A 26,745-nucleotide genomic window follows, 5' to 3' on the forward strand; every position below is an offset into this window, starting at 1 on the left:
ACTCCCATGGCCCAGATCCTCGTAGTCGACGACGAAGTCGGCATCCGCGAGCTCCTCTCCGAAATCCTCGCCGACGAGGGGCACGCCGTGCTGCTGGCGGAAAACGCCGCCGCCGCCCGGCGGGCACGCGCCGAGCGCCGCCCCGACCTGGTGCTGCTCGACATCTGGATGCCCGACACCGACGGCATCAGCCTGCTCAAGGAATGGGCGGCGGCAGGGCAGCTGACCATGCCGGTGATCATGATGTCCGGCCACGGCACCATCGATACCGCTGTCGAGGCCACCCGTTTCGGCGCCGCCGACTTCCTGGAAAAACCCATCGCCCTGCAAAAGCTGCTGGCTACGGTCAAGCGCGTGCTCAAGCACGAGACCCCGGCGGCCAAGCCGGTGATGACCCTGGAAGCCTTCGCCCACGTGCCCCTGCTCAAGGAGTTCCGCAAGCGCCTGGAGCAGGCCGCCGCCCGCACCCGGGCGGTGCTGCTGCGCTGTCCCGCCGGCGGCATGGCCGAAGTCTGCGCCCGCACCTTGCAGGCGCCCCAGGCGCCTTGGCTCGACCTGTCCGTCGAATCCGGCCCCCTCACCCAGGAGCGCCTCCAGGAAGTGGCCGGCGGCCTGCTGTTCGTCCCCGAGCTACCCAGCCTGGGACGTTTGCAGCAGATGAACCTGGCCTTCGCCCTGGACCGGCTGGAGCGCCACAAGCTGATGCTGGTGGCCGCCAGCAGCAAGTCCGCCACCACCCTGCCCGAGGCCGGCTGGGACCCGGCCCTGGTCAGCCGCTTGGCCGAGGTGCGCCTGGCCCTGCCACCCCTCGCCGACCGGGGCGACGAAGTGCCCGAGATCGCCACCCTGCTCCTCACCTTGCTCGCCGAGCGCGGCGAGGTGCCGCACAAGCGCCTGTCCAGCGGCGCCCTCAACCTGCTGCGCCAGCAGCGCTGGCCCGGCGACGACGGCGGCTGGTCGGCCCTTTCCGCCACGGTCAAGAACCTGGCCCTCACCGCCCTCGACGACGAGATCAGCGCCGAGGAGGTGGGACGCCTGCTCACCGCCGAAAGCAGCGGCAACGACGGCCCGGGGCAGGCCCTGGCCGCCCTCTTCGGCGAGCCCCTGCGCGAGGCCCGGGAAGCTTTCGAAAAAGCCTACTTCGCCCACCACCTGGCGGTGGCTGGCGGCAACATGACCCGGGTGGCCGAGCAGACCGGCCTGGAGCGCACCCACCTCTACCGCAAGCTCAAGCAACTGGGCCTGCCCGTGGGGCGCAGCAAGGAATAAACGAACCAGCGGCCGGGCGGCAGCGCCGCCCGCAGCACACATGCGCCATGCAACCCACGCCGCATCGAGCCCCGGGCTCGCGGCATGGCGAAGAACAAACCGACAGGCTGCCGCAGCGGCCGCCAATGGCCGTCACGCCCGCATACCGGGTGGGTTGGGAGGGAGAGCCCCGTGAAGATCGTCATCCTCGGCGCCGGACAGGTCGGCGCCAGCCTGGTCGAGCACCTGGCGTCCGAAGCCAACGACATCACGGTGGTGGACACCGACCGGGAGCGGCTGGTCCTGCTCCAGGACCGCTACGACCTGCGCACCGTGGTCGGCGACGCCGCCACCCCGGCGGTGCTCGACGCCGCCGGCACCGGGGACGCCGACCTGCTGGTGGCGGCGACCCGCAGTGACCCGGCCAACCTGGTGGCCTGCAAGCTTGCCCACAGCCGCTTCAACGTGCCGCGCCGGGTGGCCCGCCTGCGCAGCGCCGACTTCTTCGCCGATCCCGGCCTGTTCGCCCCGGAGCACTTCGCCGTCACCGAGGCCCTGTGCCCTGAGCAGGAGGTCACCGACACCATCGTCCGCCTAGTGGAATTCCCCCGGGCCTTGCAGGTGCTGGAGTTCGGCGCGGGACGGCTGACCCTGGTCGGCGTGCGCGCCTACGAGGGCGGGCTGCTGGTGGGCCACCCGATCCGCGAGATGCGCCGCCACCTGCCCCCGGACATCGACGCCCGCATCGCCGCCCTGTACCGGCGTGACCGGCCCCTGATGCCCGACGGCGACACCCGCATCGAGGTGGGAGACGAGGTGTTCTTCATCGCCCCCACCGAACACCTGCCGGCGGTGCTGCGCGAGCTGCGCCGCGAAGAGCAGCCGGTGCGCCAGGTGGTGGTGGCCGGGGCCGGCAACATCGGCGCCCGGGTTGCCGCCGCCCTCCAGGGCCGCTGCCGGGTGACGGTGGTGGAAGCCAGCCGCCAGCGCGCCGAGGAGGTGGCCGACCGGCTCGACGACGCCCTGGTGTTGTGCGGCGGCGCCAGCGACGAGGACGTGTTGGAGCAGGCCAACATCGCCGAGGCCGACCTGTTCCTGGCCCTGACCAACGACGACGAGGACAACATCCTGGCCGCCAGCCTGGCCAAGCGCCTGGGCAGCCGCCGGGTGCTGGCCCTGATCAACCGCCGTGTCTATGCCGACATGGTCCAGGGCGGCCCCATCGACATCGCCCTGTCCCCGGCCGAGGTGTCCGCCGGCGCCTTTCTCGCCCACGTGCGCCAGGGCGACGTGGTCCAGGTGCACCGCCTGCGCCGGGGCGCCGCCGAGGCTCTGGAACTGGTGGTGCACGGCGACGCCCGCACCTCCAAGGTGGTGGGCCGGCGCATCGCCGACCTGGACCTGCCCGAGGGCGTCTCGGTGGCCGCCCTGGTGCGCAACATGGAAATCCCCGAGGTGCTGGTGGAAACCGAGGACGAGGTGGAAACCCGCTTCGGCCAGGTGATCATGGCCCACCACGACACGGTGGTGCAGGCCGGCGACCACGTCATTCTGTTCTGCACCCGCAAGGAGCTGGTGCCCAAGGTGGTGCGCCTGTTCCAGGTGGCCTTCGGCTTCCTCTGATCCCGCTCCCCGCTCCCCGCTCAACCTCGCCCCCCGCCTTCGCCATGACCGACGCCACCCTCGCCGGCCGCCCCCGTCGCCCGGCCGCCTCCGTCGCCGACGCCGACGCCGATGCCGATGCCCCCAGCCAGCCGGTGCGGCGCCGGGTGCGCCGTCGCCTGCGCCTGCTGTTCGCCGGTGAGCTGTCCCGGCCGCGCCAGTCCCGGGGCTGGTTCCCCTACCTGCCGGTGCTGCGGGTGTTTTCCCTGATCCTGTTCTTCTTCACCCTCACCCTGCTGCTGCCCCTGGGCCTGTCCTGGGGGCTGGACGATGGGGCCCTGGGCGCCCTGGGCGCCAGCCTGGGGATGGGGCTGGGCGCCGCCGCCCTGTTGTTTCTCGCCACCCGTCGGGCCGGCGGCGAGCTGACGGTGCGCGACGGCTTTCTGCTGGTGGTACTGACCTGGGCGGTGCTGCCGGTGTTCGCCGCCCTGCCCCTGATGCTGCAACTGGGCATGAGCTTCACCGGCGCCTATTTCGAGGCAGCCTCGGGCCTCACCACCACCTGCGCCACGGTGCTCTCCGGGCTGGACGGCCTGCCGCCGTCGATCAACCTGTGGCGCTGCCAGCTGGCCTGGGTCGGCGGCATGGGCCTGATCGTGCTGGCGGTGGCGATCCTGCCCCTGCTCGGCATCGGCGGCCGGCAGATGTTCAAGGCTGAGACTCCGGGGCCGATGAAGGAGCGCAACCTGACGCCGCGCATCGCCGAGACGGCCAAGGGCCTGTGGGGCGTCTACGTGCTGCTCACCGCCCTGTGCGTGGGCGCCTACCGCTGGGCCGGCATGACCTGGCTGGACGCGGTGATGCACGGCTTCTCCACCCTGGGCCTGGGCGGCTATTCCAGCCACGACGCTAGCTATGGCTACTGGAACAGCCCGGCCATCGAGGCGGTGGCGGTGGTCTTCATGCTGGTGGCCGGCCTCAACTTCGCCACCCACTACCTGGCCCTGCGCCGCCTGTCCCTGAGCGCCTACCGCCACGACCCGGAAGCCGGTTGGTTCCTCGGCCTGATGCTGGGCAGCGTGGTCGGCATCACCCTCTTCCTGCTCGCCCGGGGCGTCTATCCGGACGCCTGGACGGCCTTCCGCCACGCCGCCTTCAACGTGGTGTCGATCGCCACTACCACCGGCTTCGCCACCGTGGACTACGGCCAGTGGCCCCATTTCGCCACCCTGTGGATGCTGTTCCTGTCCAGCTTCGCCACCTGCGCCGGCTCCACCGGCGGGGGCCTCAAGATGATCCGGGCGGTGATCCTCTACAAGCAGGTCAAGCGCGAGATCCTGCGCGCCCTCTACCCCAGCGCCGTGGTGCCGGTGCGCCTGGCCGGCACCTCGGTGCCCTCCCCCATCCTGTTCGCCGTGCTGGCCTTCGCCTTCATGTACATGGCCAGCACCGCCCTGCTCACCATGCTGCTGGTGGGGGTCGGCCTGGAGCCCCTCACCGCCTTTTCGGCCGTGGTGGCGATGATCAACAACACCGGCCCGGGGCTGAACGAGATCGGCCCGGCGGGCAACTTCGGCGGGCTGACCGACCTGCAACTGTGGATCTGCTCGTTCACCATGCTGCTCGGCCGGCTGGAAATCTTCACCCTGCTGGTGGTGCTCTCCCCGGCGTTCTGGCGGCGCTGACTGCCCGGCAGGTGAAATCGAGCATTGGTGCGGGTTTCCGGCAGCCCTACGGGAAGGTCCGCGCCAGTGGCCGATCTTCACGCCACATGCCTGGAAAGCCAATACTGGAGCGGGGTTTGCCGGGGCGGGGTAATTTCCGCCCGGTCCGCCGGCGGCCCTGGCCCGCCGCCTTTTTGACCCAACCGGTGTCTCGCCCCGGCGGTTTTGGGATAATCCCCCTTTTGCCTCTTTTCGGAGTGCCCCATGGCCCGCCCGCAGAACGACACCTTCCTCCGCGCCCTGCTGCGTGAGCCCACCGAGTACACCCCGGTCTGGCTGATGCGCCAGGCCGGCCGCTACCTGCCCGAGTACTGTGCCACGCGCAAGCAGGCCGGCAGCTTCCTCAACCTGTGCAAAAACCCCCGGGCGGCCTGCGAGGTGACCCTGCAACCCCTGGAGCGCTACGACCTGGATGCAGCCATCCTCTTTTCCGACATCCTCACCGTGCCCGACGCCATGGGCCTGGGGCTGTACTTCGCCGAGGGCGAGGGGCCGCGCTTCGAGCGCCCCCTGGCCGACGAGGCGGCGATCAAGGCGCTCAAGGTGCCGGACCCCTACGGCGAGCTGAAGTACGTCATGGACGCGGTGTCCGAGATCCGCGGTGCGCTCAACAACCGGGTGCCCCTGATCGGCTTTTCCGGCAGCCCCTACACCCTGGCCTGCTACATGGTCGAAGGCGGTTCCAGCGACGACTACCGCAAGATCAAGACCATGCTGTACTCCCGCCCCGACCTGCTGCACCACATCCTGGCGGTGACGGCGGACGCGGTGATTGCCTACCTGAACGCCCAGATCGATTCCGGCGCCCAGGCGGTGATGATCTTCGACTCCTGGGGCGGCGGCCTGTCGGCGGCGGCCTACCAGGAATTCTCGCTGCGCTACCTGGAGCGCATCGTCGCCGGGCTGAAGCGCGAGAAGGACGGCGAGAAGGTGCCGGTGATCGTGTTCACCAAGGGCGGCGGCCTGTGGCTCGAATCCATCGCCGCCATCGGCGCCGACGGCGTCGGCCTGGACTGGACCATCGACCTGGGCGAAGCCCGCCGCCGCGTCGGCGACAAGGTCGCCCTGCAAGGCAACCTGGACCCGTCGGTGCTGTTCGCCCCGGCCGAGGTGGTGGCCGCCGAGGCCGTCAAAGTGCTGGCCTCCTTCGACCGCCCGGGGCCGAGCAACACCGGCCACGTCTTCAATCTGGGCCACGGCATCTCCCAGTTCACCCCGCCCGACGTGGTCAAGACCCTGGTGGACACGGTCCACGCCGAAAGCCGCCGGCGCCGCCAGGTCGCCTGAGGCTCAAGCGCACCAGCACACCGGCGTCGCCCTTGCCCCGTGTCCGGAACCCGTCCCTCGGGTTCCGGGCACCAAACTGGGGAAAAGGGCGATGAAAACGTCAGGAAAACGGTCGTTTCAGTCCGGACTTATGCACAGTCCGCCATGTCATGCCCAGGACTGGTGCGTTGTTGACGGTTTTATGACGTAAATCCGGGGTGCGCTTCCAACGCATTGAAAAATAAAGGATTTAATTTTGCCGATTTTTTCGGCAATATGACAGCAAGCCTTGCCCCACCGGGCTTTCGCCGGATTTCCCGGCCTTTCCCCACAGAGTTATCCACAGGTTCTGTGAACAACCTCCGCCAAGCCCGCAGCGGCGGCCTTTCCCACGGTTTCTCCAGACGGAGACGGCCGTGCCGGTAGTCCGCGTCGCCCTCGACGTACCCCTCTACCGTACCTTCGACTACCTGGCCGACGACGCCACGGCGGCGGACGTCGGTTGCCGGGTCAAGGTGTCCTTCGGGCGCGGGCGCAAGGTCGGCATCGTCGTCGCCGTGGGCGAGGACAGCGACCTGCCGCGCCACCAGTTGAAGCCGGTGGATGGCATCCTGCGCGACCTGCCGGCCCTGCCGGCGGACTGGTTCCGCCTGTGCGAGTTCGCCGCCGCCTACTACCAGGCGCCCCTCGGCGAAGTGATGCTGCAAACCCTGCCCACCGCCCTGCGCCGCACCGACCCGCCCAAGGCCCGGGCGATCAAGCCCAAGGCGGCCAAGGCCGCTACCGCCCCGGCCCTGCCGGAGCTGACCGCCGACCAGCAGGCCGCCCTCGACGCCCTGGGCGCCGCGCCGCCGGGCTTTGCCGGCTGGCTGCTGCACGGGGTCACCGGCAGCGGCAAGACCGAGGTGTACCTGCGCCTGATCGCCGACACCCTGGCGGCGGGCCGCCAGGCCCTGCTGCTGGTGCCGGAGATCAACCTCACGCCCCAGCTGGAGGCGCGCATCGCCGCCCGCTTCCCCGGCGTGCCCCTGGTTAGCCTGCACTCGGAACTGTCCGAGGCGGCCCGGCTGCGCCACTGGAAGGCGGCCTTCGCGGGCAGCGCCCGCATCGTCGTCGGCACCCGGCTGGCGGTGTTCACCCCTATGCCCGAACTGGGGCTGATCGTGGTCGATGAAGAACACGACCCCTCCTTCAAACAGCAGGACGGCATGCGCTACTCGGCCCGGGACGTGGCGGTGCTGCGCGCCCGCGGCCTGGGCATCCCGGTGCTGCTCGGCTCGGCCACCCCGTCCCTGGAATCCTGGGCCAACGCCCAGCCCGGGCCGCAGCAACGCTACCGCCTGCTCACCCTGGCGGCGCGGGCCGTGGCCGGCGCCCGGCTGCCGGACATCCGCCTGGTGGACACCCGCCGCGAGACCCTGGAGGACGGCCTGTCCCCGGCCCTCATCGCCGCCCTGGAGGCGCGCCTGGCCCGGGGCGAGCAGAGTCTGGTGTTCCTCAACCGGCGCGGCTACGCCCCGGTGCTGGCCTGCCCCTCCTGCGGCTGGGTGTCGCGCTGCAAGCGCTGCGCCGCCAACCTGGTGCTGCACCTCAAGGACCGGCGCCTGCGCTGCCACCACTGCGGCCTGGAGGCCGGCATCCCGCGGGCCTGCCCGTCCTGCGGCAACCAGGACATCCACCCCTTCGGCCGGGGCACCCAGCGCCTCGAAGAACGGCTCGTGGCACGCTTTCCCGAGGCCCGCATCCTGCGCGTGGACCGGGACGCGGCGCGCAGCCGCAAGCAGTGGGAAGCCCTGCTCGAACAGATCCACCCGGACGAGGCCGCGGGCACGCCCCGGGCCGACATCCTGGTGGGCACCCAGATGCTCGCCAAGGGCCACGACTTCCCCCACCTCACCTTCGTCGGCGTGGTGGGGGCCGATTCCGGCCTGTTCGCCGCCGACTTCCGCGCCCCGGAGCGGCTCTTCGCCATGCTCATGCAGGTGGCGGGGCGGGCCGGCCGGGCCGAGCTGGCCGGCGAGGTGCTGATCCAGACCGAGCAGCCCGGCCATCCCCTGTTCGCCGCCCTGCTCGCCCACGACTACCCGGCCTTCGCCGCCCGGGAGCTGGAGGAGCGCCGCCAGGCCGGCTTCCCGCCCTACACCTACCAGGCCATGCTGCGCGCCGAGGCGCCGGACATGGCCGATTCCCTGGCTTTCCTCAAGGCGGCAAAGGCCCTGCCCATCCTGGCCGCCCATCCGGCGGTTTTTGCCTACGACCCGGTGCCGATGCGCATGGCCCGCCTGGCCAACCTGGAACGGGGCCAGTTGCTCTTCGAATGCGGCGCCCGCCCCGTCCTGCAAGCCTTCCTGGCCGATTTCACCCCGGCCCTGGCGGCCCTGCCCGCCCCCGGCCGGCTGCGCTGGCACCTGGAGGTGGACCCCCTGGAGTGCTGAAAAACGGCTGGCACGGCGGTTGCAAATGAACGGGCCCACCCACGAGGAGGCGCCCATGAAGATCACCGACAGCCAGCTGCAGCAAAGTGCAGCCCACCGGGAATCGTCCCGGACCGAACTGAGCCAGGAAACCCGCTACGCCGTGCGCACCGGACTGTTCGGTGCCCTGATGGCCGACGGCCTGGCCCGCAACACCGGCGGCGCCACGGCCACGGCGCAAGGCGCCGACGATGGCGCGGCGACCGGCAGCGATGCCCTGCCCCCGGGCTTTTTCTCCATCAGCGCCGCCCGTGGGGCGGAGTCCGCGAGCCAGGGCGACGGCCTGCGCCTGAGCAAGATCCTGGAGCGGCTGCTCGCCGACCTGCTGGCCATCCTGCGCGGCGAGGGAACGGACGGGGCGGAGGGCTCGGCCCCCCTCACCCTCACCGACCTGTGGCTGGCCAAGGCGGGCGCCACCGCCAGCGTGCTCGACCAGCGCCCGGCGGTGGCGGTGGAATGGCATAGCACCACCATCGCTGCCCGCTACGAGAGCGAATCGGTCAGCTACTGCGCCCGGGGCCAGGTATGCACCGCCGACGGCCGGAAGATCGACGTGTCCATGGACTTCGCCCTGGCCCGGGAGAGCGTGGCGGTGAGCCGGGTCGAGCAGGACGGCAAGGCCTACGCCTTCAAGGACCCCCTGGTGCTCACCCTGCCCGGCGGCACCGCCAACCTGGACGGCCCCGGGCTGCGCTTCGATCTGGACGGGGACGGCACGCGGGAGTCGATCCCCTTCGTCGGCACCGGCTGTGCCCTGCTCGCCTGGGATCGTAACGGCAACGGCTGCATCGACGACGGGCGCGAGCTGTTCGGCGCCGTCAGCGGCGACGGCTTCGCCGAGCTGGCGGCCTTGGACAGCGACCACAACGGCTGGATCGACGAATCCGATCCGGTCTGGGGCCAGTTGGTGTTGTGGCAGCGCCAGCTGGAGAACGGCGTGGCGACGGACAAGCTGACCAGCCTCAAGGACGCGGGCATCGGTGCCCTGGCGCTGGGTAACGTGGCCACCCCCTTCCTCTACCGCGGCGCGGCCAGCAGTGACGATCCCCTGGGCGACGTCCAAGGCCGGTTGCGCGCCTCCGGGCTGTACCTGATGGAAGACGGCCGGCCCGGTAGCCTGCAACAGGTGGATCTGGCGGTTTAGGCCCGCCGGCGGGCGTTCAGTCCGCCGGACGGTTGTGCCACAGGGGCGGCGCGGCGACCGCAGGCTGGGCGCTGGCGGGCCGGTTGGCCTCCAGCCAGGCGGCTCGTTCGGTCAGCTTCTTCTGCCAGCTCGCCGGCAGGGCCGGTACCGTCGCCACCAGGTGGCGCAGCCAAGCCGGCGAAGGATCGGCGCTGCCCTCCGGCAGGCCGTGCCAGCCGTTCCATAGGGCCGCCAGGCTGAGGCGTCCGGCGCCCTCCGCCACCTGCGTCAGGGCGTCGCCGGGCTGCACCGTGCCGGCTTCCACCACCCGGTAGTACCAGCCGGTCAGGCCGTGCTGGGCGATGTAGCGGGCCAGCCCGTGGCGCCCCGAGTCGATGCCGAAGCGGGCGTCGATCTTCCAGCACGGCGAGCGGGGCTGGCTCACTTCAAGCAGCGCCGTGCCGAGGCGGAAGCGGTCGCCGATGCACACGGCGGCCTCGTCGAGGCCGGCCACCGACAGGTTCTCCCCCAGGCTGCCCGGCACGAAGGGGGCCTCGGCCTGGGGAAAGGCGGCGGCCAGCCGGGGATAGTGGTCGGCGCAGTACTGGTGTACCGCCTTTTCCACCCCGCCGTGCACCCGCAGGTCGGCCTGCTGGTCGCCGGCGATGCCCAGGGGGCCGACGGCCGCCGGCGCCGCCAGGGGGGCCTTGAAGATGCCGGTGGATTGGCCTTCCGGCGGCAGGGGGCGGATGGCGCCGACGAAGATGCGGGTTTCCAGGGGAGCGGTCATGGCGGTTGCGCTGAAAGGGTCAAGGGGCGGCCGGGAATCGGCGCGTCAGGCGGTCAGGGGCCACAGCCAGGCGGCGCCGCGCACCCCGGACGAATCGCCGTGCACCGGCGGCACGAGGCGGGTCACCACCCGGTTGGAGAAGACGTGGGGCAGCCACAGCCGGGGTACGTTCTGGTACAGCCGGGCGATGGCCGAGAGGCCGCCGCCGAGGACGATCACCTCCGGGTCGAGCAGGTTGATCACCTGGGCCAGGCCCCGCGCCAGGCGTTCCTCATAACGGGCCAGGGTGGCGGCGCAGGCCGGATCGCCGGCTTCGGCTCGGGCGACGACGGCCGGGGCGTCCAGGGCCGGGCCGGGGGCGGGGGATAAATGCGGATTGTGGCGCAGGTGGTCGGCGGCCAGCCCGGGGCCGGACAGGTAGGTCTCGATGCAGCCGGCGCGGCCGCAGTAGCAGGCCGGCAGAGGCAGGTCGTCGCCGGCGGGCAGCGGCAGGGGCATGTGGCCCCATTCCCCGGCGATGCCGTTGGCCCCCGTCAGGGGCTGGCCGTTAAGGACGATGCCACCCCCCACGCCGGTGCCCAGGATCACCCCGAACACGCTGGCGGCGCCCTGCCCCGCGCCGTCGATGGCCTCGGACAGGGCAAAGCAGTTGGCGTCGTTGGCCAGGCGCACTTCGCGCTGCAACAGGGCTTGCAGGTCGCGCTTGAGGGGATGGCCGATCAGGCAGGTGGAGTTGGCGTTCTTGATCAACCCCCGGTGGTCCAGGGCGCCGGGGTGGCCCACGCCCACAGTCGCGCGGGCGCGGCACTCGTGCTCGATGGCCTCCACCAGGGTGGCCACGGCACCCACGGTGGCCGGGTAGTCCCCCTGGGGGGTGGGCACGCGGCGACGCGCCACCGCCCGGCCGTCGGCGGCCAGGGCGATGGCTTCGATCTTGGTGCCGCCGAGGTCGATGCCGATGCGCAGCATGGAAGAAAAAGGCAAAAGGGGAGGACGGCATTAGATGCCGCCGCGGCCCGCCTGGCAATGGGTTGCGCCCATTGGTTGTGCCCATTCCGCAGGCTGATTCCACCGGCGTCAGGCGCGGTGGCTCACCTCGACGGTGATGTGGGCCAACTCCTTGCGCCGGGCGAGGCGCCGCCGGTAGTGGTCGGGGCCAGCGCCGGAGGCGTTGGAGAGGGCGACGATCACCGCGTACTGGTTGCGGCTGACCCGCCACACGTGCAGGTCGGTGAGCTGGGCCGGGTGCTCCGGGTCGTGGCGCAGGTCGTCGAGAATCTTGGCGACCACCGGGGAATCCATCTCGGCGTCGAGCAGCACCCGGCCGGTGTCGCGCACCAGGCCCACGGCCCAGACGGTGATGATCGCCGAGCCGACCAGACCCATCACCGGATCGAGCCATACCCAGCCGAAGTACAGGCCGCCCAGCAGGGCGACGATGGCCAGCACCGAGGTGGCGGCATCGGCCACCACGTGCACGTAGGCGGCGCGCAAATTGAGGTCGCCATGATGGGCGTGATCGTGGTCATGGTCATGACCGTGGTGGTCGTGCCCGGCGTGGTCGTGGCCGTGCCCCCCTTCCAGCAGCCAGGCGCTGCCCAGGTTCACCAGCAGGCCAATCACCGCCACCACCAGGGCTTCGCCGTAATGCACGTCCAGGGGATTGCGCAGGCGCTCCACCGATTCCCAGACCATGGTCACCGCCACCACCAGCAGGAACAGGGCGCTGGTGTAGCCGCCCAGCACCTCGATCTTCCAGGTGCCGAAGGCGAAGCGCGGGTTGTCCCGGTGGCGCCGCGCCAGTGCATAGGCCAGGGCGGCCAGGCCTAGGGCGAAGGCGTGGGTGCCCATGTGCCAGCCGTCGGCGAGCAGGGCCATGGACTGGCTCAGGTAGCCGACGGCGATCTCCACCACCATCATCGCCAGGGTCAGGTAGGTGACCCAGCGGGTGCGCTGCTCGGCGGCGCCGCTAGTGACGACGAAGGCGTGGGAGTGGGCGCAGCCCGGGGCGTTCGGCGGCGGGGCCATGGTCATTCCTGGCTGGGCTGGGCCGGAGGGAAGGTGCCGAGGCGGGCCAGGGCGCTCTCGTAGGCGCTGTGCACGTCGTCGTGCTGGGCGACGGAGATGCCCATGTCGTGGGCCAGGCCGTTCTCCAGGCTGTACACCCAGCCGTGCACGGTCAGGTCCTGGCCCCGGTCCCAGGCGTCGCGGACGATGGTGGTGTGGCTGACGTTGAACACCTGCTCGATCACGTTCAGTTCGCACAGGCGGTCGTGGCGTACCTCGGGGGCGGCGGCGTCGATCAGGGCGGCGTGCTTCTGGCGCACGTCCTGGATGTGGCGCAGCCAGTTGTCCACCAGGCCGACGCGCAGGCCGTGCAGGGCGGCCTTGACGCCGCCGCAGCCGTAGTGGCCCACCACCAGCACGTGCTTCACGCGCAGCACGTCTACGGCGTACTGCAACACCGACAGGCAGTTCAGGTCGGAGTGCACCACCACGTTGCCGACGTTGCGGTGCACGAACACCTCGCCCGGGTCCAGGCCGGTGATCTGGTTGGCCGGCACGCGGGAGTCGGAGCAGCCGATCCACAGGTACTCGGGGGCCTGCTGCTTGGCTAGGCGGTCGAAAAACTCCGGGTCTTCGGCGCGGATCTTTTCCGCCCAACTCCGGTTGCGTTCGAAGAGGTGGTCAAGGCTGGGCATGATGGGGACGCTCCGGGAGGCGCCGCTGCGCCAAGGCCGGGTGGCCGGGGCAGGACGCGGAATGATGGAATGGAATTCATTCTACCCCAGGGGGGGCGGCGGGTCGGGGCGGCGGCGCTCGGGTAGAATGGTGCGATCAGCCAGGAGAAAATGCCATGATCGTCAAGTTTTTCTGCAAGAACGCCGCCGATCTCATCATGTTCGACGATGTTGCCCGCAAGCTTCTTACCGTCCTGGGCAAGGAGCCGGTGGCCCGGGGCATCATCCTCGCCGAGGAGGTGCCCGAGGCCCTGGAGCGCCTGGCGGCGGTGGTGGCCCACGACAAGGCCCTCAAGGAAAAGGGCCACGAGGCGGCGGTGGAAGTGCCCGAAGTGGGCATCGAGCCCCACGAGCTGGTGGGCTTGGGTATCCGCGCCCAGCCCCTCATCAACATGCTCGGCCGGGCCCGGGAGAAGGACGAGCCGGTGCTGTGGGAAGCGGCCAAGGATTTCTACCCGCCGCGCTGAGCGGCATCCCCTGGGGCCGGGCCGCCAGCGGTCACGGCCCAGCGGTTGCGCTTCGTGTCAGTCGCTCGCCGGCGGGGCGTTGAGCCGGTCCAGGGCCTCGCGGATCTTGCCCGGCTCTTCCAGGCGCAGCATGCGCCGCACCTGGGGGGTGAGTTCGCTCACGTCGGACTTGAGCACCCGCTGCTTCACTTCCAGGATCTGGGCCGGGTGCATCGAGAACTGGCGCAGGCCCATGCCCAGCAGCAGCCGGGTCAGGGCAATGTCGCCGGCCAGTTCGCCGCACACCGACACCGGTACCCCGGCCTTTTCGCCGGAGGCCAGGGTGTGGGCCATCAGCATGGTCACCGCCGGATGCAGCGGGTCGTACAGGTGGGCCACTTCCTCGTCGGCCCGGTCGATCGCCAGGGTGTACTGGATCAGGTCGTTGGTGCCGATGGAGAGGAAATCCAGGCGCTTGAGGAACATATTGATGGCCAGGGCCGCGGCGGGAATCTCGATCATGCCGCCGATGGGTACCGACTCGTCGAAGGCAATCTTCTTCTCGCGCAGGGTGGCCTTGGCCTGGGCCAGGGCGGCCAGGGTGGCGTCGATCTCGCTGGCATGGGCGAGCATCGGCACCAGGATCTTCAGCCGGCCGTAGCGCGAGGCGCGCAGCAGGGCGCGCAGCTGCACCTGGAACATCTTCGGCTCGGACAGGGACAGGCGGATGGCGCGCCGGCCCAGGGCCGGGTTGGTCGAGTGGCGCGAGGTGTCGAGGGCCTTGTCGGCCCCCAGGTCGAAGGTGCGGATGGTCACCGGGCGGCCTTCCATGCCCTTCACCACCTTGCGGTAGGCCTCGAACTGTTCGTCCTCGTCGGGCATGTCGCCCCGGTTGAGGAACAGGAACTCGGTGCGGAACAGGCCCACGCCCTGGGCGCCGGCCTCCATGGCCGCCTCCACGTCCTCGGGCAGTTCGATGTTGGCCAGCAGCTCGATCTTCACCCCGTCCAGGGTCTCGGATTCCGCGGTCTTCAGGCGCTTCAGCTTGGAGCGTTCGATCTCCCGCTCCGACTTGCGCAGCCGGTATTCCTCCAGCACCCGGGGGTCAGGATTGACGATCACCACGCCCCGGGTGCCGTCGATGATCACCAGTTCGTTGTCGCGGATCGCCGAGCGTGCGTCGCGCAGGCCGACTATGGCCGGAATGGCCATGCTGCGCGACAGGATGGCGGTGTGGGAGGTAGCCCCGCCCACGTCGGTGATGAACGAGGCGAAGCGGTGTTCCTTGAAGGTGATCACGTCCGCCGGCGACAGGTCGTGGGCGACGATGATCTGGTCCTCCTCGCGCACCCCCTTGGCCGATTTCATCGCCGCCCGGCCGGGGCGGCCCATCAGCTCCTTGATCACCCGCTCCACCACCTGGCGCACGTCGGCGCGGCGCTCGCGCAGGTAGGGGTCGTCGATGGCGTCGAACTGGGCCACCAGGGACTCCATCTGCTGCACCATGGCCCATTCGGCGTTGCAGCGCCGCTCGCGGATGATCTCCAGGGGCACCTCGGCCAGTTCCGGATCGGCCAGGAGCAGGGCGTGGATGTCCACGAAGGCCTGCAACTCGGGGGCGGCGCTGGCGGTTTCCTCGCGCAGTTCCTCCAGTTCGGCATGCACCGCGGCAACGGCCGCCTTCAGGCGCGCCACTTCCCTCTCGACCATGCGCGGAGCGATGGTCAGGTGCGCCACCTCCAGGGTGGCGTGGGACATCAGCTGGGCGTAGCCGATGGCAATGCCGCCGGACACCCCCAGTCCATGCAGGGTGAAGCTCATCTCGGCAGCCGCCGGGCGGGTCGGTGCGGCGGGGGCGGGCAGCTTATTCTCCTTCGCCGAACTTGTCGGCAATCAGGGCCAGCAGTGCCTCCATGGCCTGGGGGGCGTCGCCGCCGATGGTCTCCAGGGTCACCTTGGAGCCCTTGCCGGCGGCCAGCATCATCACCCCCATGATGCTCTTGGCGTTGATGCGCTTGCCGCTCTTCTCCATCCACACCTCGCACTGGAAGCGGCCGGCAGTCTGGGTCAGCTTGGCCGAGGCGCGGGCGTGCAGGCCGAGTTTGTTGACGATTTCCGTTTCGGTGCGGATCGCCTGGGTCATGGTTCGAAGTCCTGTTCGAGTGTTGTTATCGATGGCGAAAAACGGTCACGGTTGGGGGTCGGCCGCCTCCGGCGCCGGCACGGCCACGGTGCATTCCACGGCGGCGGCCTGGACCCGTTCGATCAGGGTGGCCAGGGGCTGGTCGCGGAAACGGATGGCGCGCAGCACCATGGGCAGGTTCACCCCGGAGAGGGCCGCCACCTTGCCCGGCACGAGCAGCTCCCGCACCAGGTTGCAGGGCGTGGCCCCGAACAGGTCGGTGAGCACCAGCACCCCGGCCCCGTCGTCGAGCTTGGCCACTTCGGCGCGCAGACGCACGAGCATGGCGTCATGGGGCTCGTCCTGGCCGGCGGAAACGGCGTCGAGCCGCTCCGGCGGTGTGCCGTAGACGTGGGTGGCGCAGTCGATCAGGGCGCGTCCCTGGTCGCCGTGGGCAACGATCAAGATTCCAGCAGTCATTCCGTTTTCATGCAACAGCGCGGGGCGGATGCTCCAAATTAGTTCGTGGCGGCGGCGGGAGGTTTCCCGGCGTCGGGCAGGTCGACCTCGGTATGGGCCGGCAGGGTCTTGCCGTCGGCGCCGGGTACCCACTGCAAGCGGGCCGCCAGGGGCCGGGTGACCTCGATGGCCCCGTTCTGGTCCACCCGCAGTACCTGAGTCAGGCCGAAACGGGCCGCCTGGGCACGCCATTCCTTGGGCCCGGCGATGAACACCGGCTTGGAGGCGGCGTCCGACAGGGCGCCCACCCCAGCGGGCAGGCCCGGCCCCGGGCTGACCAGCACGGTCACCGCCTGGGTATGGGTCACCGGCCGGCCGGTGCGCGGGTCGAGAAGGTGACTATACCGGTGCCCGTCCACTTCGAAGAAGCGCTGATAGTCGCCGGAGGTGCCGATGGCCTCCCCGTCCTTCAAGGTCAGGGCCGCCAGGGGGCCGGGTTGGCGCGGGTGCTGGATGCCGACCCGCCAGGGCTGGCCGAACTTGTCGCCCAGGGCCATGACGTTGCCGCCGATGTTCACCAGGGCGTGGCTCACGCCGTGCTGGCGCAGGATGGCGGCGGCCCGGTCGAGGGCCACGCCCTTCAGGTAGCCGCCGAAGTCCAGGGCGACGCTGCCCTTGCGGCTGCGCACCTCGAAGCCGTTGGCCGTGGGGGTGACGGTCACGTCGGCCACCGAGGGGCGCGAGGCCAGCCAGCCGGCCACCTGGCCCGGGTCGGGCAGGCGCGGCGCGAAGGTGTCGGAATGGAAGCCCCACAGGGCCACCAGCTTGCCGATGCCCGGGTCGAACAAGCCGTTGCCCAGGGCGGAGAGGCGCTGGGATTCCTGGATGAGGCCGGCCATCTCGGCATTCACCGGTGCCGGCCGCTCGGCGGCAAAGGCCTGGTTCAGCTCGGTCAGGGGCGAGGGCTGCCAGGCGTGGTAGGTGCGGTGCAGCCGGTCGAACTCGGCCAGCACGGCGCCGATGGCGTCCTCGGCCTCGCCCTTGGAGACCTTGGGTTCGGCCACCAGCACCTCGACCCGGGTGCCAAAGACGAAGGCTTCGCGTTGCACCGTGGACGGCGCGCCGCAGGCGGCGAGCAGCAGGGCGGCGGCCAGGGCAAGGCAGAGGCGGCGGGCGGTGGGGAGGAACGGCAGGGACTGAGACTGCGGCATGGCGTGGCGCGGCCGGCGCGGGGACGGCGCCGGCGGTGAAGGCGGAGCCCCACAGTGTAGCGCCCCCTGCCGGGCAGGCCCAGGGTCAGGTCAGGCTGCGCTGCACCGGGTCGGCGAAGCGGTAGGCGCCGGGCACCCGGGGCAGGTGGGCCGCCGGGGGCCGGGTGCTGGCCCGGTAGCGGGCGACGAAAGCCTCGCCCAGGGGCGCGCAGGCGGTCAGCACCTTGGCCTCGTAGGCGTCGAGGAAAACACAGTCGCCGTCGCCGGCGCTGCCCTCCCCCAGCCCCCGGGGGTCGATGAAGGTCCATACCGGTTCGTCCGGGGGAAAGCCCAGGGCCGGGCCCACGTCCACCCGCCCGTAGCCCTTTTCCCGAGCCGCCAGGCGTTCCAGTTCGGCCGGGCTGACGGTGTAGACCATGCCGATGGCCGATTCGCCCGGGGCGGCGGCCAGGTTGAGGAAGGCGGCGTCGGTTTCCCGCCCCAGGGCTTCGCAGAACACCCGGTGGCGCGAATCCCACACCCGCACGTAGCCAGGCAGCTCCATCGCCTGGATTTCATGGGGCGCCAGGGGGCGCTGCAAGGCCCGTTCGGCGCTGGCCGGGTTCATCAGGGAACCGTAGGCGAAGACGCGCAGAACGCGTGGGGATGGAGCGGTGGCCGGCGACGGTGTGGCTGGACTCATGCCAGCAGCTCCAAGCAGTGCACGCGGCGGCCCAGCTCGTCCAGGGCGGTGGCGCGGGCGGCCTCGTCCGGTGCGGCGGCGAGCAGGTCCCGGGCGCGCCGCTCGGCCGGCGCCAGGGCGCTGTCGGGCAGGGCCAGCAGGGCCGCCAGGGCGGCCGGGTCCGCGTCGGCGCCGGCCGCCCGGCCGGCCAGCAGGGTTTCCAGCAGCAGGGCGCCGCGCTTTTTGTCCGAATCGGCCTTGTCCAGCCAGGCCAGCCCTTCCCGGGCGGCGGCGGCGGCCGCGCCGAGGCGCTCGTCCCGGGCGGCGCCGGCCTCGTCCAGAGCGGCGCGGCAGTAGCGCGACACGGCCAGGTTGTGCAGGGCCACCGGCAACTCGTCCTCGTCGCCGAGGCGTTCCTTGAGGTCGGCGGCCAGGCCGGCGGCGGTGACCGCATCGTCGAGGCGGTGGCGGCGCGCGGCCGGTGCGTCGTTGGCCGCGGCCAGGGCCGCCTTGCGCGCCACGTAGGCGATGTTGCTCAGGGTGCCGCTGTACCACTTGCCGCTCACCCCGGGAATGGCCAGGGCCCGGCGGTGCTCGGCCAGGGCGGCGGCGTAGTCCCCGGCCCAGTCCAGGTAGAGGGCCAGGTAGTTGTGGTAGCGCCAGTAGGCGATGGCGACGGCATTGGCTGCGGCGGCGTCCGGCGGGCTGGCCAGGAGCCAGCGGCGGGCGGTGGCGAGGCGCTGCCGGCCCTCATCGCGGCGGGCGTCGTCGAGCACCGAGTAGATGATCCAGGCCCCTTCCAGGTAGGCCTCGGCGCGCAGCAGGGGCGGCACGGCCAGCACTTCGCCGCCGGCGTCCGCGGCGGCGTCCAGTTCGGCGAGCAGCGGGTCGATGGCCCGGGCGGCGGCCTGGGGATCGCCGCTGCGTTCTTCGAGGCGGGCCAGGCGCACCCGGGCCCGGGTCGGGTCCAGGGGGGCGAGCTTGGTCCAGATGGCGATGGCTTCCGGATAGGCGCCGACCACTTCGAACAGCCGGGCCAGGCGGGCCAGGGTGTCGTAGCCGAAGGCGTTGAAGCGGGCGGTTTCGGCCAGATCCAGGGTGAAGGCGGCGTCGGCGTCGCCGCGTTCCTCGCCGGCGTCCACCACCCGGGGCAGGTAGCGGCCCAGGTCCTGCAGATTGCGCCGCCCGGGGCCGGCCAGGACTCGCTTCATCAGGTCGTAGCGCTCGCTCTTCTCGACCGCGGCGATGAAGCCGCCGACCACCTCCAGCAACTGCTGGGCAAGGCGCCGCCGGGTGCCGGCCGAGGCGGGGGGCAGGTCGTGCAGCAGGGCGCACAGGGCGCCGCTGACGACCAGGTGGGTGAGGGGATCGTCCCCATCCACGAAGGCCTGGGCGTTGGCGGTGAGGGCGTGGAACAGGGCGGTCCACAGGGCGCCCTGGCGGGCTGGGGGGGCGTCGGCATCGCCGGCCAGGAACCACAGGCCGCTGTCCGGATCGTCGCGCAGCAGGCCGTAGTCGTTCAGGCAGCGGTTGAGGAAGCGGCTTGCCTCGGCCCGGGTGACGCCGTTGCCGGCCAGGGGCAGCAGGCGGTGGAAGGCGTTCTCGCTGAAGACGCGGGCGGCACCGGCTGGGGCCAGGGGCGTGAGGGCTTCCGGGTCGAAAGCGGCCAGGGCCAGCAGCGGCAGCCAGGCCTGTTCGGCGGCGGGGATCAGGCTGCGCGGGGCGGCGCCGGCAGCTGTCGCGGCGGGCGCCGCCTGGGCGGCCACCTCCACCGCCAGGCCGGGCAGGGCCTGGGCGGCGGCGCACACGTCGGCGGTTTCGTCCTGGCGGATGTGCAGGGCCAGGGCGCAGTCGGGGCGGCTGACGTCGACCAGGGCCGGCAGCAGGATGCTCCAGGCCAGGGGTTCGGTGGGGGCTGCGCCGTGGCCGGCGTTACCGGTGGCGCCCGGGGCGCTCTGGGGGTTCCACACCTCGATGCGGGCCACCTGGTCGGCGCCCAGGCGCTTCAAGCGCTGGCGCAGGCGGCGGCGTTGGCGGCGCTTGCTATTGAGGAAATCCTCCACCACCAGGCGCACGGTGTGGCCGACGCTTTCCAGGTTCTCCTCGAACAGGGGCAGGCGGCGGAACAGGCGCACCGCCACCATGCCGCCGAAGAACAGCAGGGTCGAGAGGAGCAGCAGGCGCCCTTCGCGGATGGCGTCGTCGTGGTTGGCGCCCTCTTCGTGCACCCACTCGCCGATCACGTGATGCAGCGAATTGCCAAAGATGTCGAGGATGCCCAGAGTGAGCAGGAACACCAGGCTGGTGAGCAGCATGCCCGAGATTTCGACCAGGCCGGCGCCGACGCGGCCGCTGCCGCCGTGGGCGTGGTGGGCCCTGTCCAGGCCGCGCAGCAGTTCCACCGGGGTCAGGCCCTCGCGGCAGACGATGTGCAGGGTGTCGCCGGCGCGCAGGGCGATCTGGTCGCCGTCGGGGGCGTGGCGGAAGGTGCCGGGGTGCAGGGTGAGGGTGCGGGAGGCGGGTTGGCTCGGACTCATGGCGGGGTGGGGAAAGAGGGGCCCGGGGGCGGAGGCGGGGATCGCGCCGATCTTACCGGCTCGTCATGACGATTCCCAGACGCGGCACCGAGGCCGGGAAGCGGCGCCCCGGGCGGAGGGCCGCGCCAGTGCTCGATCCTGGCGGCATGGCCCGCAAAAGCCGCGCCCCGCCTTGGCCTCCGCGATGGGGGGGCGGAAAGCGAGGCGGGGCGCGGGGTTCCGGCGAGGGCCGGGGTGGAGCGGGGAAAAACGCTGGGGAAGAGGCTCCGTTCAGGCCGCCAGGGCGTCGGCCGGGGCGGTCCGCTCCAGCTCCAGGGACGCGGCCAGCAGGGCCAGCCGGGCCACCACGCCGTAGGCGTAGAAGCGGTTGGGCGGGGCGTCCGGGTTGCCGCCGTACTCGGGCTGGTTGCAGCAGGTGTCGAAGGCCAGGGGGGTGAAGTGCATGCCCGGGGCGTTGAGGTTCTCGTCCTTGCCGCGGCCGCCGTGGACCCGGTAGAAGCCGCCGACCACGTAGCGGTCGATCATGTACACCACCGGCTCGGCCACCTGCTCGGCGACCCGCTCCACGGTGTGCACCCCTTCCTGGATCAGCACCGCCGAGACCTCCAGGCCCTCCTTGATGACGCTCATCTTGTTGCGCTGCTTGCGGTTCAAGCCCACCACCTCGGAGGCGTCGTGCACCGTCATCACCCCCATGCCGTAGGTGCCGGCGTCGGCCTTGACCACCACGTAGGGCTTCTCGTCGATGCCGTATTCCTGGTACTTGGCGCGGATGCGCGCCAGCATCATGTCCACGTTGCCGGCCAGGCATTCCTCGCCGGTGCGCTCGTGAAAGTTGATCTGCTCGCACACCGCGAAGTAGGGGTTGAGGCGCCACGGATCGATGCCGAGCAGTTCGGCGAACTCGTTGGCCACGTCGTCGTAGGCGGCGAAATGGTGCGATTTGCGCCGGGTGGACCAGCCGGCGTGCAGCGGCGGCAGCAGCCACTGCTCGTGCAGGTTGGTGAGAATCTCCGGGATGCCTGCCGACAGGTCGTTGTTGAGCAGCACCACGCAGGGATCGAAGCCCTCCAGGGTGAGCCGGTTGCCGATCCGTTTCAGGGGTTCGAGCAGCAGGGCGTGGCCGTTGTGCAGGTCGATGGCGGTGGGCTCGGCGATCTCCGGGTTGAGGGAGCCGATGCGCACGTTCAGCCCGGCGTGCTTGAGGATGCCGGCGAGCTGGGCCACGTTTTGCAGGTAAAACAGGTTGCGGGTGTGGTTTTCCGGCACCAGCAGCAGGTTGCGCGCCTCGGGGCAGAGCTTTTCCACCGCCACCTGGGCGGCCTGGACGCACAGCGGGTGGAAGGCGGCGGTGAGGTTGTTGAAGCCGCCGGGAAAGAGGTTGGTGTCCACCGGGGCCAGCTTGAAGCCGGCGTTGCGCAGGTCCACCGAGCCGTAGAAGGGCGGGGTGTGGTCCTGCCACTTGCCTCGCAGCCATTGTTCGATGCGGGCGCTCTCGTCGAGGAAACGCTGCTCCAGCTCCAGAATCGGGCCGGTCAGCGCGGTGGTGAGGTGAGGAACCATGGTGTCTCCGGGGCGGCGGTGCGGGGTGGTAGAACCGGGGCCGCCCGATGGGAAAGTCGGTGAGGGGCAGATGTTACCCCGAGCGCCCCGGGCGTAGCACGTCCGGGTGCGGCCGGGACGGGCATCCTTGCCGCTGGGAACTTCTCCGGGCATGCTCCGGCCCCGCGCGCATCGCGGCTCACGACAACGACATCAGGGATGTTTCCATGACGCTGCACCGACTCATCCCCATTGGGGCGCTGGCCCTGGCCTGCGCCGCCTGTTCGATCAGCACCGCCGTCAAGCCGGTGGAGAAGCCGCTGACCGCCCTCTGCCTGCGGTACAACGACGACGTGTTGATGGATGGCTTCCACCCCGAGTTGGACGCCCAGATCCGTAGCGCCGGCATTGCCACCCGCACCTACAAGGGCGCGCTCCCGGCCGACTGCGGCGCCTACCTGGAATACACCGCCTCGTGGCGCTGGGACCTGGCTATGTTTCTGCGTTATGCCCAGCTGCGCGTGTTCGAGAGCAACCGGCTGATCGGCGAGGCCACCTACGATGCACGCTACGGCGGCGGCCGGCCGGACAAGTTCGGTCCCACCGCCGGCAAGCTGCGCAAGCTCACCGATCCCCTGCTCGCCGCCAGCCGCCAGGCGGCTGGATTGCCTGCCACCACCGTGGCCGAGGCCGAGTAAGGCCGGGTCTGCCGCCCTGGGGCGCCAGGCCGTCCCGGGGCGCTTGAGCGGGGGGGCGCCAATCCCGGTAAACTCCGGCCTTTCCCCCGGCGCCGGCAGGGCCGCGCCGGGCTGCTTTCTTACCTCCTTCGATTGCCGATCGCGCCCATGCGCCTCTTCCGACTCGCCCGCATCGTTTCCGTCGCGCTCCGCCACGGCCTGGATGGCATGCTCATCGAGGCCGAGCCCACCGGCCGGGCCGCCCGCTGGCTGGCGCCCCTGCTGCGCTGGCGGCGTTTTTCCGAGCCCCGGGCGGTGCGCCTGCGCAAGGCCCTGGAAGCCCTCGGGCCGATTTTCGTCAAGTTCGGGCAGGTGCTGTCCACCCGCCGCGACCTGCTGCCGCCGGACGTGGCCGAGGAATTGGCCAAGTTGCAGGACCGGGTGCCGCCCTTCCCCTCCGAGCAGGCGGTGGCCGAGATCGAGGCCGCCTTCGGCCGGCCCCTCAACCAGGTCTTTCCCGAATTCGACCTGACCCCGGTGGCCTCGGCCTCGGTGGCCCAGGTGCACTTCGCCAAGCTGCCGGACGGCCGCGAGGTGGCGGTCAAGGTGTTGCGCCCGGGCATGCGCCCGGTGATCGCCCACGACCTGGCGCTGATGGATACCCTGGCCCGGCTGGTCGAGGCCGTCTCGGTGGACGGTCGGCGCTTGAAGCCCCGGGAGGTGGTGGCCGAGTTCGCCAAGTACCTCTACGACGAGCTGGACCTGATGCACGAGGCGGCCAACTGCTCCCAATTGCGGCGCAATTTCGAGCATTCGCCGCTGCTGGTGGTACCCGAGGTGTACTGGGACTACTGCGCCACCGCGGTGATGACCATGGAGCGCATGCACGGCACGCCCATTTCCCAGACCGACGTGCTGCTGGCCAAGGGCATCGACCTGAAGGCCCTGTCCCGGGCCGGGGTGGAAATCTTCTTCACCCAGGTGTTCCGCGACGGCTTCTTCCACGCCGACATGCACCCGGGCAACATCCTGGTGGCCGACGACGGCCGCTACATCGCCCTGGACTTCGGCATCGTCGGCACCCTCAACGAAGTCGACAAGAACTACCTGGCGCAGAACTTCCTGGCTTTCTTCCGCCGCGACTACAAGCGGGTGGCCGAGGCCCACATCGAATCCGGCTGGGCCCCGGCGGACACCCGGGTGGACGAGCTGGAGGCGGCGGTGCGCACCGTCTGCGAGCCGATCTTCGACCGGCCCCTGAAGGACATCTCCTTCGGCAAGCTCTTGCTGCGCCTGTTCCAGACCAGCCGCCGCTTCAACGTGGAAATCCAGCCCCAGCTGGTGATGCTGCAAAAGACCCTGCTCAACATCGAGGGCCTGGGCCGCCAGCTCGACCCGGAGCTGGACCTGTGGAAGACCGCCAAGCCCTTCCTGGAGCGCTGGATGAGCCGCCAGATCGGCTGGCGCGCCCTGGTGGACGGCCTCAAGCACGAGGGCCCCTACTGGGCCAAGGAGCTGCCCCAGTTGCCGCGCCTGATCTACCGGCGCCTGGCCGAGGAGCCGCGCCGGGACGATTCCGCCCTCAAGCTGCTGCTCGCCGAACAGCGCCGCCAGCGCGTCGCCTTGCTGCTGATCGCCCTCGTCGCCGCCGCCGCCCTGGCGCTGGAGGCGAGCCGCGTCCTGGGCTGATTCCCCCGGGCTGGTTCCCGATTCCCGCCCCCGGCGGCGCTTCATCCTGCCCGGCCCCGCCAAACCCCAGGCGGGGCGCCGATCTCCACAGGGTATGCTCCAAAAGCAAGACGGGGCGCGGCGTTCCCGCCGCACCCCGTGAAGATGCCCTACTGGCGCGGGGTTTCAGATAGCGCCTGAAATCCCGCCCATTTGCGACCCCTCCCTACTTCAGCCAGCCGCGGCGGCGGAAGTAGGTGAACGGGGCGATCACCGACAGGATCATCAGGATCAGGGAGAAGGGGTAGCCGTACTCCCATTGCAGCTCGGGCATGCGCCCGAAGTTCATGCCGTACACGCTGGCGATCAGGGTCGGCGGCAGCAGGGCCACCGAGGCCACCGAGAAGATCTTGATGATCTTGTTCTGGTTGATGTTGATGAAGCCGACGGTGGCGTCCATCAGGAAGTTGATCTTGTCGAACAGGAAGGTGGTGTGGCCGTCCAGGGAGTCGATGTCGCGCAGGATCTGGCGCGCCTCCTCGAACTGCTCGTTGGTCAGGCGCTTGCCGCGCATCAGGAAGGACACGGCGCGGCGGGTGTCCATCACGTTGCGGCGGATGCGCCCGTTGGTGTCCTCTTCCTTGGCGATCGACGACAGCACCTCGCCGGCGGCCTCGTCCGAGAGCTGGTTGCCGAGCACGTGGCGGCTCACCTCGTCCAGGGCCCCGTAGATTTCCTCCAGGGCGTCGGCGGAATATTCCACGTCGGTGGCGTACAGGTCGAGCAGCACGTCCATGGCGTCGGAAACGTGGCCCGGCTGGGTGCGGGCGCGCATGCGCGACAGGCGGAACACCGGCAGGTCGTCGTCGCGGATCGAAAACAGCAGCCCGCCGCGCAGCACGAAGCGCACCGGCACGTTGTGGTCGTCGTCGTCCTTGTCGAGCAGAAAGTCCGAGCGCAGGTGCAGGGCCCCGTCGTCGGTCTCGTAGAAGCGCGCCGACGCCTCGATATCGGTCAAGTCCTCCGGCGTCTCCAGGTCCAGGCCCCACTGTTCGTGGGCCCAGGCGGATTCCTCCTCGGTGGGCTCGACGATGTCGATCCAGATCGGCGCCTTGCCCGCCAGGTCGCTGTGGCGGATGGCCTGGGTCTGACGCAGGCGGCCATTCAGCAGTTCGAAGATGTTGATCATGCTCGCGCCTTACCGGAGTGGTCCGGAGTGACGGGGCACGGCGGCATGCGCTCGGCGCTGACTGGCAACCGGCAACGATCGCGCCACCCTCGCGGCCACGGGCCAGCGAAAGCGGGTGAGGAAGCGGTGTAAAAGTGTCCCCCAGGACGGGGGACGCTAGGCGGGCGGCGCGTTCTGGCGCAGGCCCGGGGAGGCGGTCACCCCGTCGTGGCGGTCAGCGGGAGCGGCGTATCGGCGGTGCGGCAACTGCCACCGTCCGAGCCACCCAGGCAACTGCCCACGTCGGAATCTCCGGAGATGAAAACGGGCGCGAGGTTAGCACGCCTGCTGCACTGCGCCAAGGCCGCTTGCCCCGGCTTGCGGGGCCGGGGTCGTGGTGCCGGGAACAGGCCGGTTCAGCCCAGCCAGGCGGCGAAATCGGCGCCGGCCAGGGCGGCCACGCCGAGGGCGGCGAAGATCAGGGCGCAGACTACGTGGATGGCCTTCACCGGCAGCTTGTGGGCCAGCTTGTCGCCCACCAGCACCGCCGGCACGTTGGCCAGCATCATGCCGAAGGTGGTGCCCAGCACCACCGCCGCCAGGGAGTCGAAGCGGGCCGCCAGGGCCACCGTGGCCACCTGGGTCTTGTCGCCCATTTCGGCGAGGAAGAAGGCGATCAGGGTGGTGGCGAAGGCGCCGTAGCGGGCTTGCGGCGTCTCGTCGTCGTCGAGCTTGTCCGGCACCAGGATCCAGCCGGCCATGGCCAGGAAGGACAGGCCCAAAATCCAGCGCATGGTGTCCGGGCCGATCAGGTGGGTCAGCCAGGCCCCCACCGCGCCGGCGGCGGCGTGGTTGAAGACGGTGGCGACGAAGATGCCGGCGACGATCGGCCAGGGGCGCTTGAAGCGGGCGGCCAGGACGAAGGACAGCAGCTGGGTCTTATCGCCGATTTCGGCCAGGGCGACGATGCCGGTGGAGACGAGGAAGGCTTCCATGGGGTCGGGAGAGGGGGGCCGGTAGGGGTGGTCGGACGGAACGCAGGAACGCCACGGCCACCGGCTCCCCGGGGTTTCCTGGAAGAAGGCCGCATCGTCCCTGGTCTCGCCAGACCCGGCGGTGCAGACGCGCCTGCGGGCCCGCGCCGGCCAGGAGGCGGCGATGACCGCGCTTCCAGCATGTTGACCGGCGCCCCCACCGTTGCGGCGGGGCGGCTACTCCCCAAAAAGCGGGCGCAGTATAGCGCACGCCGGGCCGGGACGAACCCCGCCGGGCCGGCCCTTGTCCAA

22 protein-coding genes are annotated in these 26,745 nt (G+C 70.7%); 9 read left to right on the plus strand and 13 right to left on the minus strand.

The features are described 5' to 3' along the window. The first annotated feature begins 6 nt into the window (after positions 1-6). The 6 genes from V7Z98_RS04775 (at position 7) to V7Z98_RS04800 (ending at position 9,458) form a co-directional block, all read left to right on the plus strand. The gene (locus tag V7Z98_RS04775; protein ID WP_334157174.1) at positions 7-1,269 is read left to right on the plus strand and encodes a sigma-54-dependent transcriptional regulator; all 1,263 of its coding nucleotides are present in this window, start codon (positions 7-9) and stop codon (positions 1,267-1,269) included. A 171-nt stretch (positions 1,270-1,440) separates the two neighbouring features. Further along, positions 1,441-2,871 carry a Trk system potassium transporter TrkA gene (trkA, locus tag V7Z98_RS04780; protein WP_293260960.1) on the plus strand — a complete coding sequence of 477 codons (1,431 nt, stop codon included), beginning with the start codon at positions 1,441-1,443 and terminating at the stop codon, positions 2,869-2,871. Positions 2,872-2,915: 44 nt separating this feature from the next. Further along, a complete protein-coding gene (locus V7Z98_RS04785; RefSeq protein WP_334157175.1) occupies positions 2,916-4,535 on the plus strand; it encodes a TrkH family potassium uptake protein in 1,620 nt (539 codons plus the stop codon). A 243-nt stretch (positions 4,536-4,778) separates the two neighbouring features. Beyond that, the gene (gene hemE, locus V7Z98_RS04790; RefSeq protein WP_334157176.1) at positions 4,779-5,861 is read left to right on the plus strand and encodes a uroporphyrinogen decarboxylase; all 1,083 of its coding nucleotides are present in this window, start codon (positions 4,779-4,781) and stop codon (positions 5,859-5,861) included. Positions 5,862-6,256: 395 nt separating this feature from the next. Beyond that, on the plus strand, positions 6,257-8,275 hold the full coding sequence (locus V7Z98_RS04795; protein ID WP_334157177.1) for a primosomal protein N': 2,019 nt from the start codon (positions 6,257-6,259) through the stop codon (positions 8,273-8,275). Positions 8,276-8,330: 55 nt separating this feature from the next. Continuing rightward, positions 8,331-9,458: a hypothetical protein gene (locus tag V7Z98_RS04800; RefSeq protein ID WP_334157178.1), complete on the plus strand. Its 1,128-nt coding sequence runs from the start codon at positions 8,331-8,333 to the stop codon at positions 9,456-9,458. A gap of 16 nt (positions 9,459-9,474) precedes the next feature. Here V7Z98_RS04800 and V7Z98_RS04805 read toward each other — a convergent pair whose 3' ends face one another. From V7Z98_RS04805 to can, 4 genes are all read right to left on the minus strand, one after another. Next, positions 9,475-10,227, minus strand: a complete 753-nt coding sequence (locus tag V7Z98_RS04805) for an MOSC domain-containing protein (protein ID WP_334157179.1) — start codon at positions 10,225-10,227, stop codon at positions 9,475-9,477. A gap of 45 nt (positions 10,228-10,272) precedes the next feature. Further along, the gene (locus tag V7Z98_RS04810; RefSeq protein ID WP_334157180.1) at positions 10,273-11,196 is read right to left on the minus strand and encodes an ROK family protein; all 924 of its coding nucleotides are present in this window, start codon (positions 11,194-11,196) and stop codon (positions 10,273-10,275) included. Between the two features lie 108 nt (positions 11,197-11,304). Further along, positions 11,305-12,255 (minus strand): CDF family Co(II)/Ni(II) efflux transporter DmeF, encoded by a 951-nt coding sequence (gene dmeF, locus V7Z98_RS04815; protein ID WP_334157181.1) that lies wholly within the window; start codon positions 12,253-12,255, stop codon positions 11,305-11,307. Positions 12,256-12,257: 2 nt separating this feature from the next. Further along, the gene (gene can, locus V7Z98_RS04820) at positions 12,258-12,929 is read right to left on the minus strand and encodes a carbonate dehydratase (protein ID WP_334157182.1); all 672 of its coding nucleotides are present in this window, start codon (positions 12,927-12,929) and stop codon (positions 12,258-12,260) included. Positions 12,930-13,084: 155 nt separating this feature from the next. Between can and V7Z98_RS04825 the strand changes: the two genes are divergently transcribed. Further along, positions 13,085-13,435 carry a DUF1840 domain-containing protein gene (locus tag V7Z98_RS04825; protein ID WP_293260933.1) on the plus strand — a complete coding sequence of 117 codons (351 nt, stop codon included), beginning with the start codon at positions 13,085-13,087 and terminating at the stop codon, positions 13,433-13,435. Between the two features lie 57 nt (positions 13,436-13,492). Here V7Z98_RS04825 and ptsP read toward each other — a convergent pair whose 3' ends face one another. From ptsP to gshA, 7 genes are all read right to left on the minus strand, one after another. Beyond that, complete coding sequence (gene ptsP / locus V7Z98_RS04830; protein ID WP_334157183.1) at positions 13,493-15,235, minus strand: phosphoenolpyruvate--protein phosphotransferase; 1,743 nt, start codon at positions 15,233-15,235, stop codon at positions 13,493-13,495. Between the two features lie 43 nt (positions 15,236-15,278). Next, a complete protein-coding gene (locus V7Z98_RS04835) occupies positions 15,279-15,557 on the minus strand; it encodes an HPr family phosphocarrier protein (protein WP_293260927.1) in 279 nt (92 codons plus the stop codon). A 45-nt stretch (positions 15,558-15,602) separates the two neighbouring features. After that, positions 15,603-16,016, minus strand: coding sequence for a PTS sugar transporter subunit IIA (locus V7Z98_RS04840; RefSeq protein WP_293260924.1), 414 nt, complete (start codon positions 16,014-16,016; stop codon positions 15,603-15,605). Between the two features lie 38 nt (positions 16,017-16,054). After that, on the minus strand, positions 16,055-17,206 hold the full coding sequence (locus V7Z98_RS04845; protein WP_334157184.1) for an FAD:protein FMN transferase: 1,152 nt from the start codon (positions 17,204-17,206) through the stop codon (positions 16,055-16,057). An 85-nt stretch (positions 17,207-17,291) separates the two neighbouring features. Beyond that, positions 17,292-17,888, minus strand: coding sequence for a gamma-glutamylcyclotransferase family protein (locus V7Z98_RS04850; RefSeq protein WP_334157185.1), 597 nt, complete (start codon positions 17,886-17,888; stop codon positions 17,292-17,294). Then, a complete protein-coding gene (locus tag V7Z98_RS04855; protein ID WP_334157186.1) occupies positions 17,885-20,404 on the minus strand; it encodes a tetratricopeptide repeat protein in 2,520 nt (839 codons plus the stop codon). Before V7Z98_RS04855 ends, V7Z98_RS04850 begins: the two co-directional genes overlap by 4 nt. 270 nt (positions 20,405-20,674) lie before the next feature. After that, positions 20,675-21,967, minus strand: a complete 1,293-nt coding sequence (gene gshA / locus V7Z98_RS04860; RefSeq protein ID WP_334157187.1) for a glutamate--cysteine ligase — start codon at positions 21,965-21,967, stop codon at positions 20,675-20,677. Positions 21,968-22,173: 206 nt separating this feature from the next. Between gshA and V7Z98_RS04865 the strand changes: the two genes are divergently transcribed. After that, positions 22,174-22,644 (plus strand): Sbal_3080 family lipoprotein, encoded by a 471-nt coding sequence (locus tag V7Z98_RS04865; protein WP_334157188.1) that lies wholly within the window; start codon positions 22,174-22,176, stop codon positions 22,642-22,644. 147 nt (positions 22,645-22,791) lie between these two features. Continuing rightward, on the plus strand, positions 22,792-24,312 hold the full coding sequence (gene ubiB / locus V7Z98_RS04870) for a ubiquinone biosynthesis regulatory protein kinase UbiB (RefSeq protein WP_334157189.1): 1,521 nt from the start codon (positions 22,792-22,794) through the stop codon (positions 24,310-24,312). Positions 24,313-24,517: 205 nt separating this feature from the next. On the opposite strand, the gene corA is transcribed toward ubiB, so the two are convergent. Together corA and V7Z98_RS04880 are read right to left on the minus strand one after the other, a co-directional pair. Next, positions 24,518-25,480 carry a magnesium/cobalt transporter CorA gene (corA, locus tag V7Z98_RS04875; protein WP_293260904.1) on the minus strand — a complete coding sequence of 321 codons (963 nt, stop codon included), beginning with the start codon at positions 25,478-25,480 and terminating at the stop codon, positions 24,518-24,520. A gap of 395 nt (positions 25,481-25,875) precedes the next feature. Further along, positions 25,876-26,454 (minus strand): TMEM165/GDT1 family protein, encoded by a 579-nt coding sequence (locus tag V7Z98_RS04880; protein ID WP_334157190.1) that lies wholly within the window; start codon positions 26,452-26,454, stop codon positions 25,876-25,878. Positions 26,455-26,745: the final 291 nt, after the last annotated feature.

It is taken from the genome of Oryzomicrobium sp. (genome assembly GCF_036820405.1).
Taxonomy (GTDB): Bacteria; Pseudomonadota; Gammaproteobacteria; order Burkholderiales; family Rhodocyclaceae; genus Oryzomicrobium.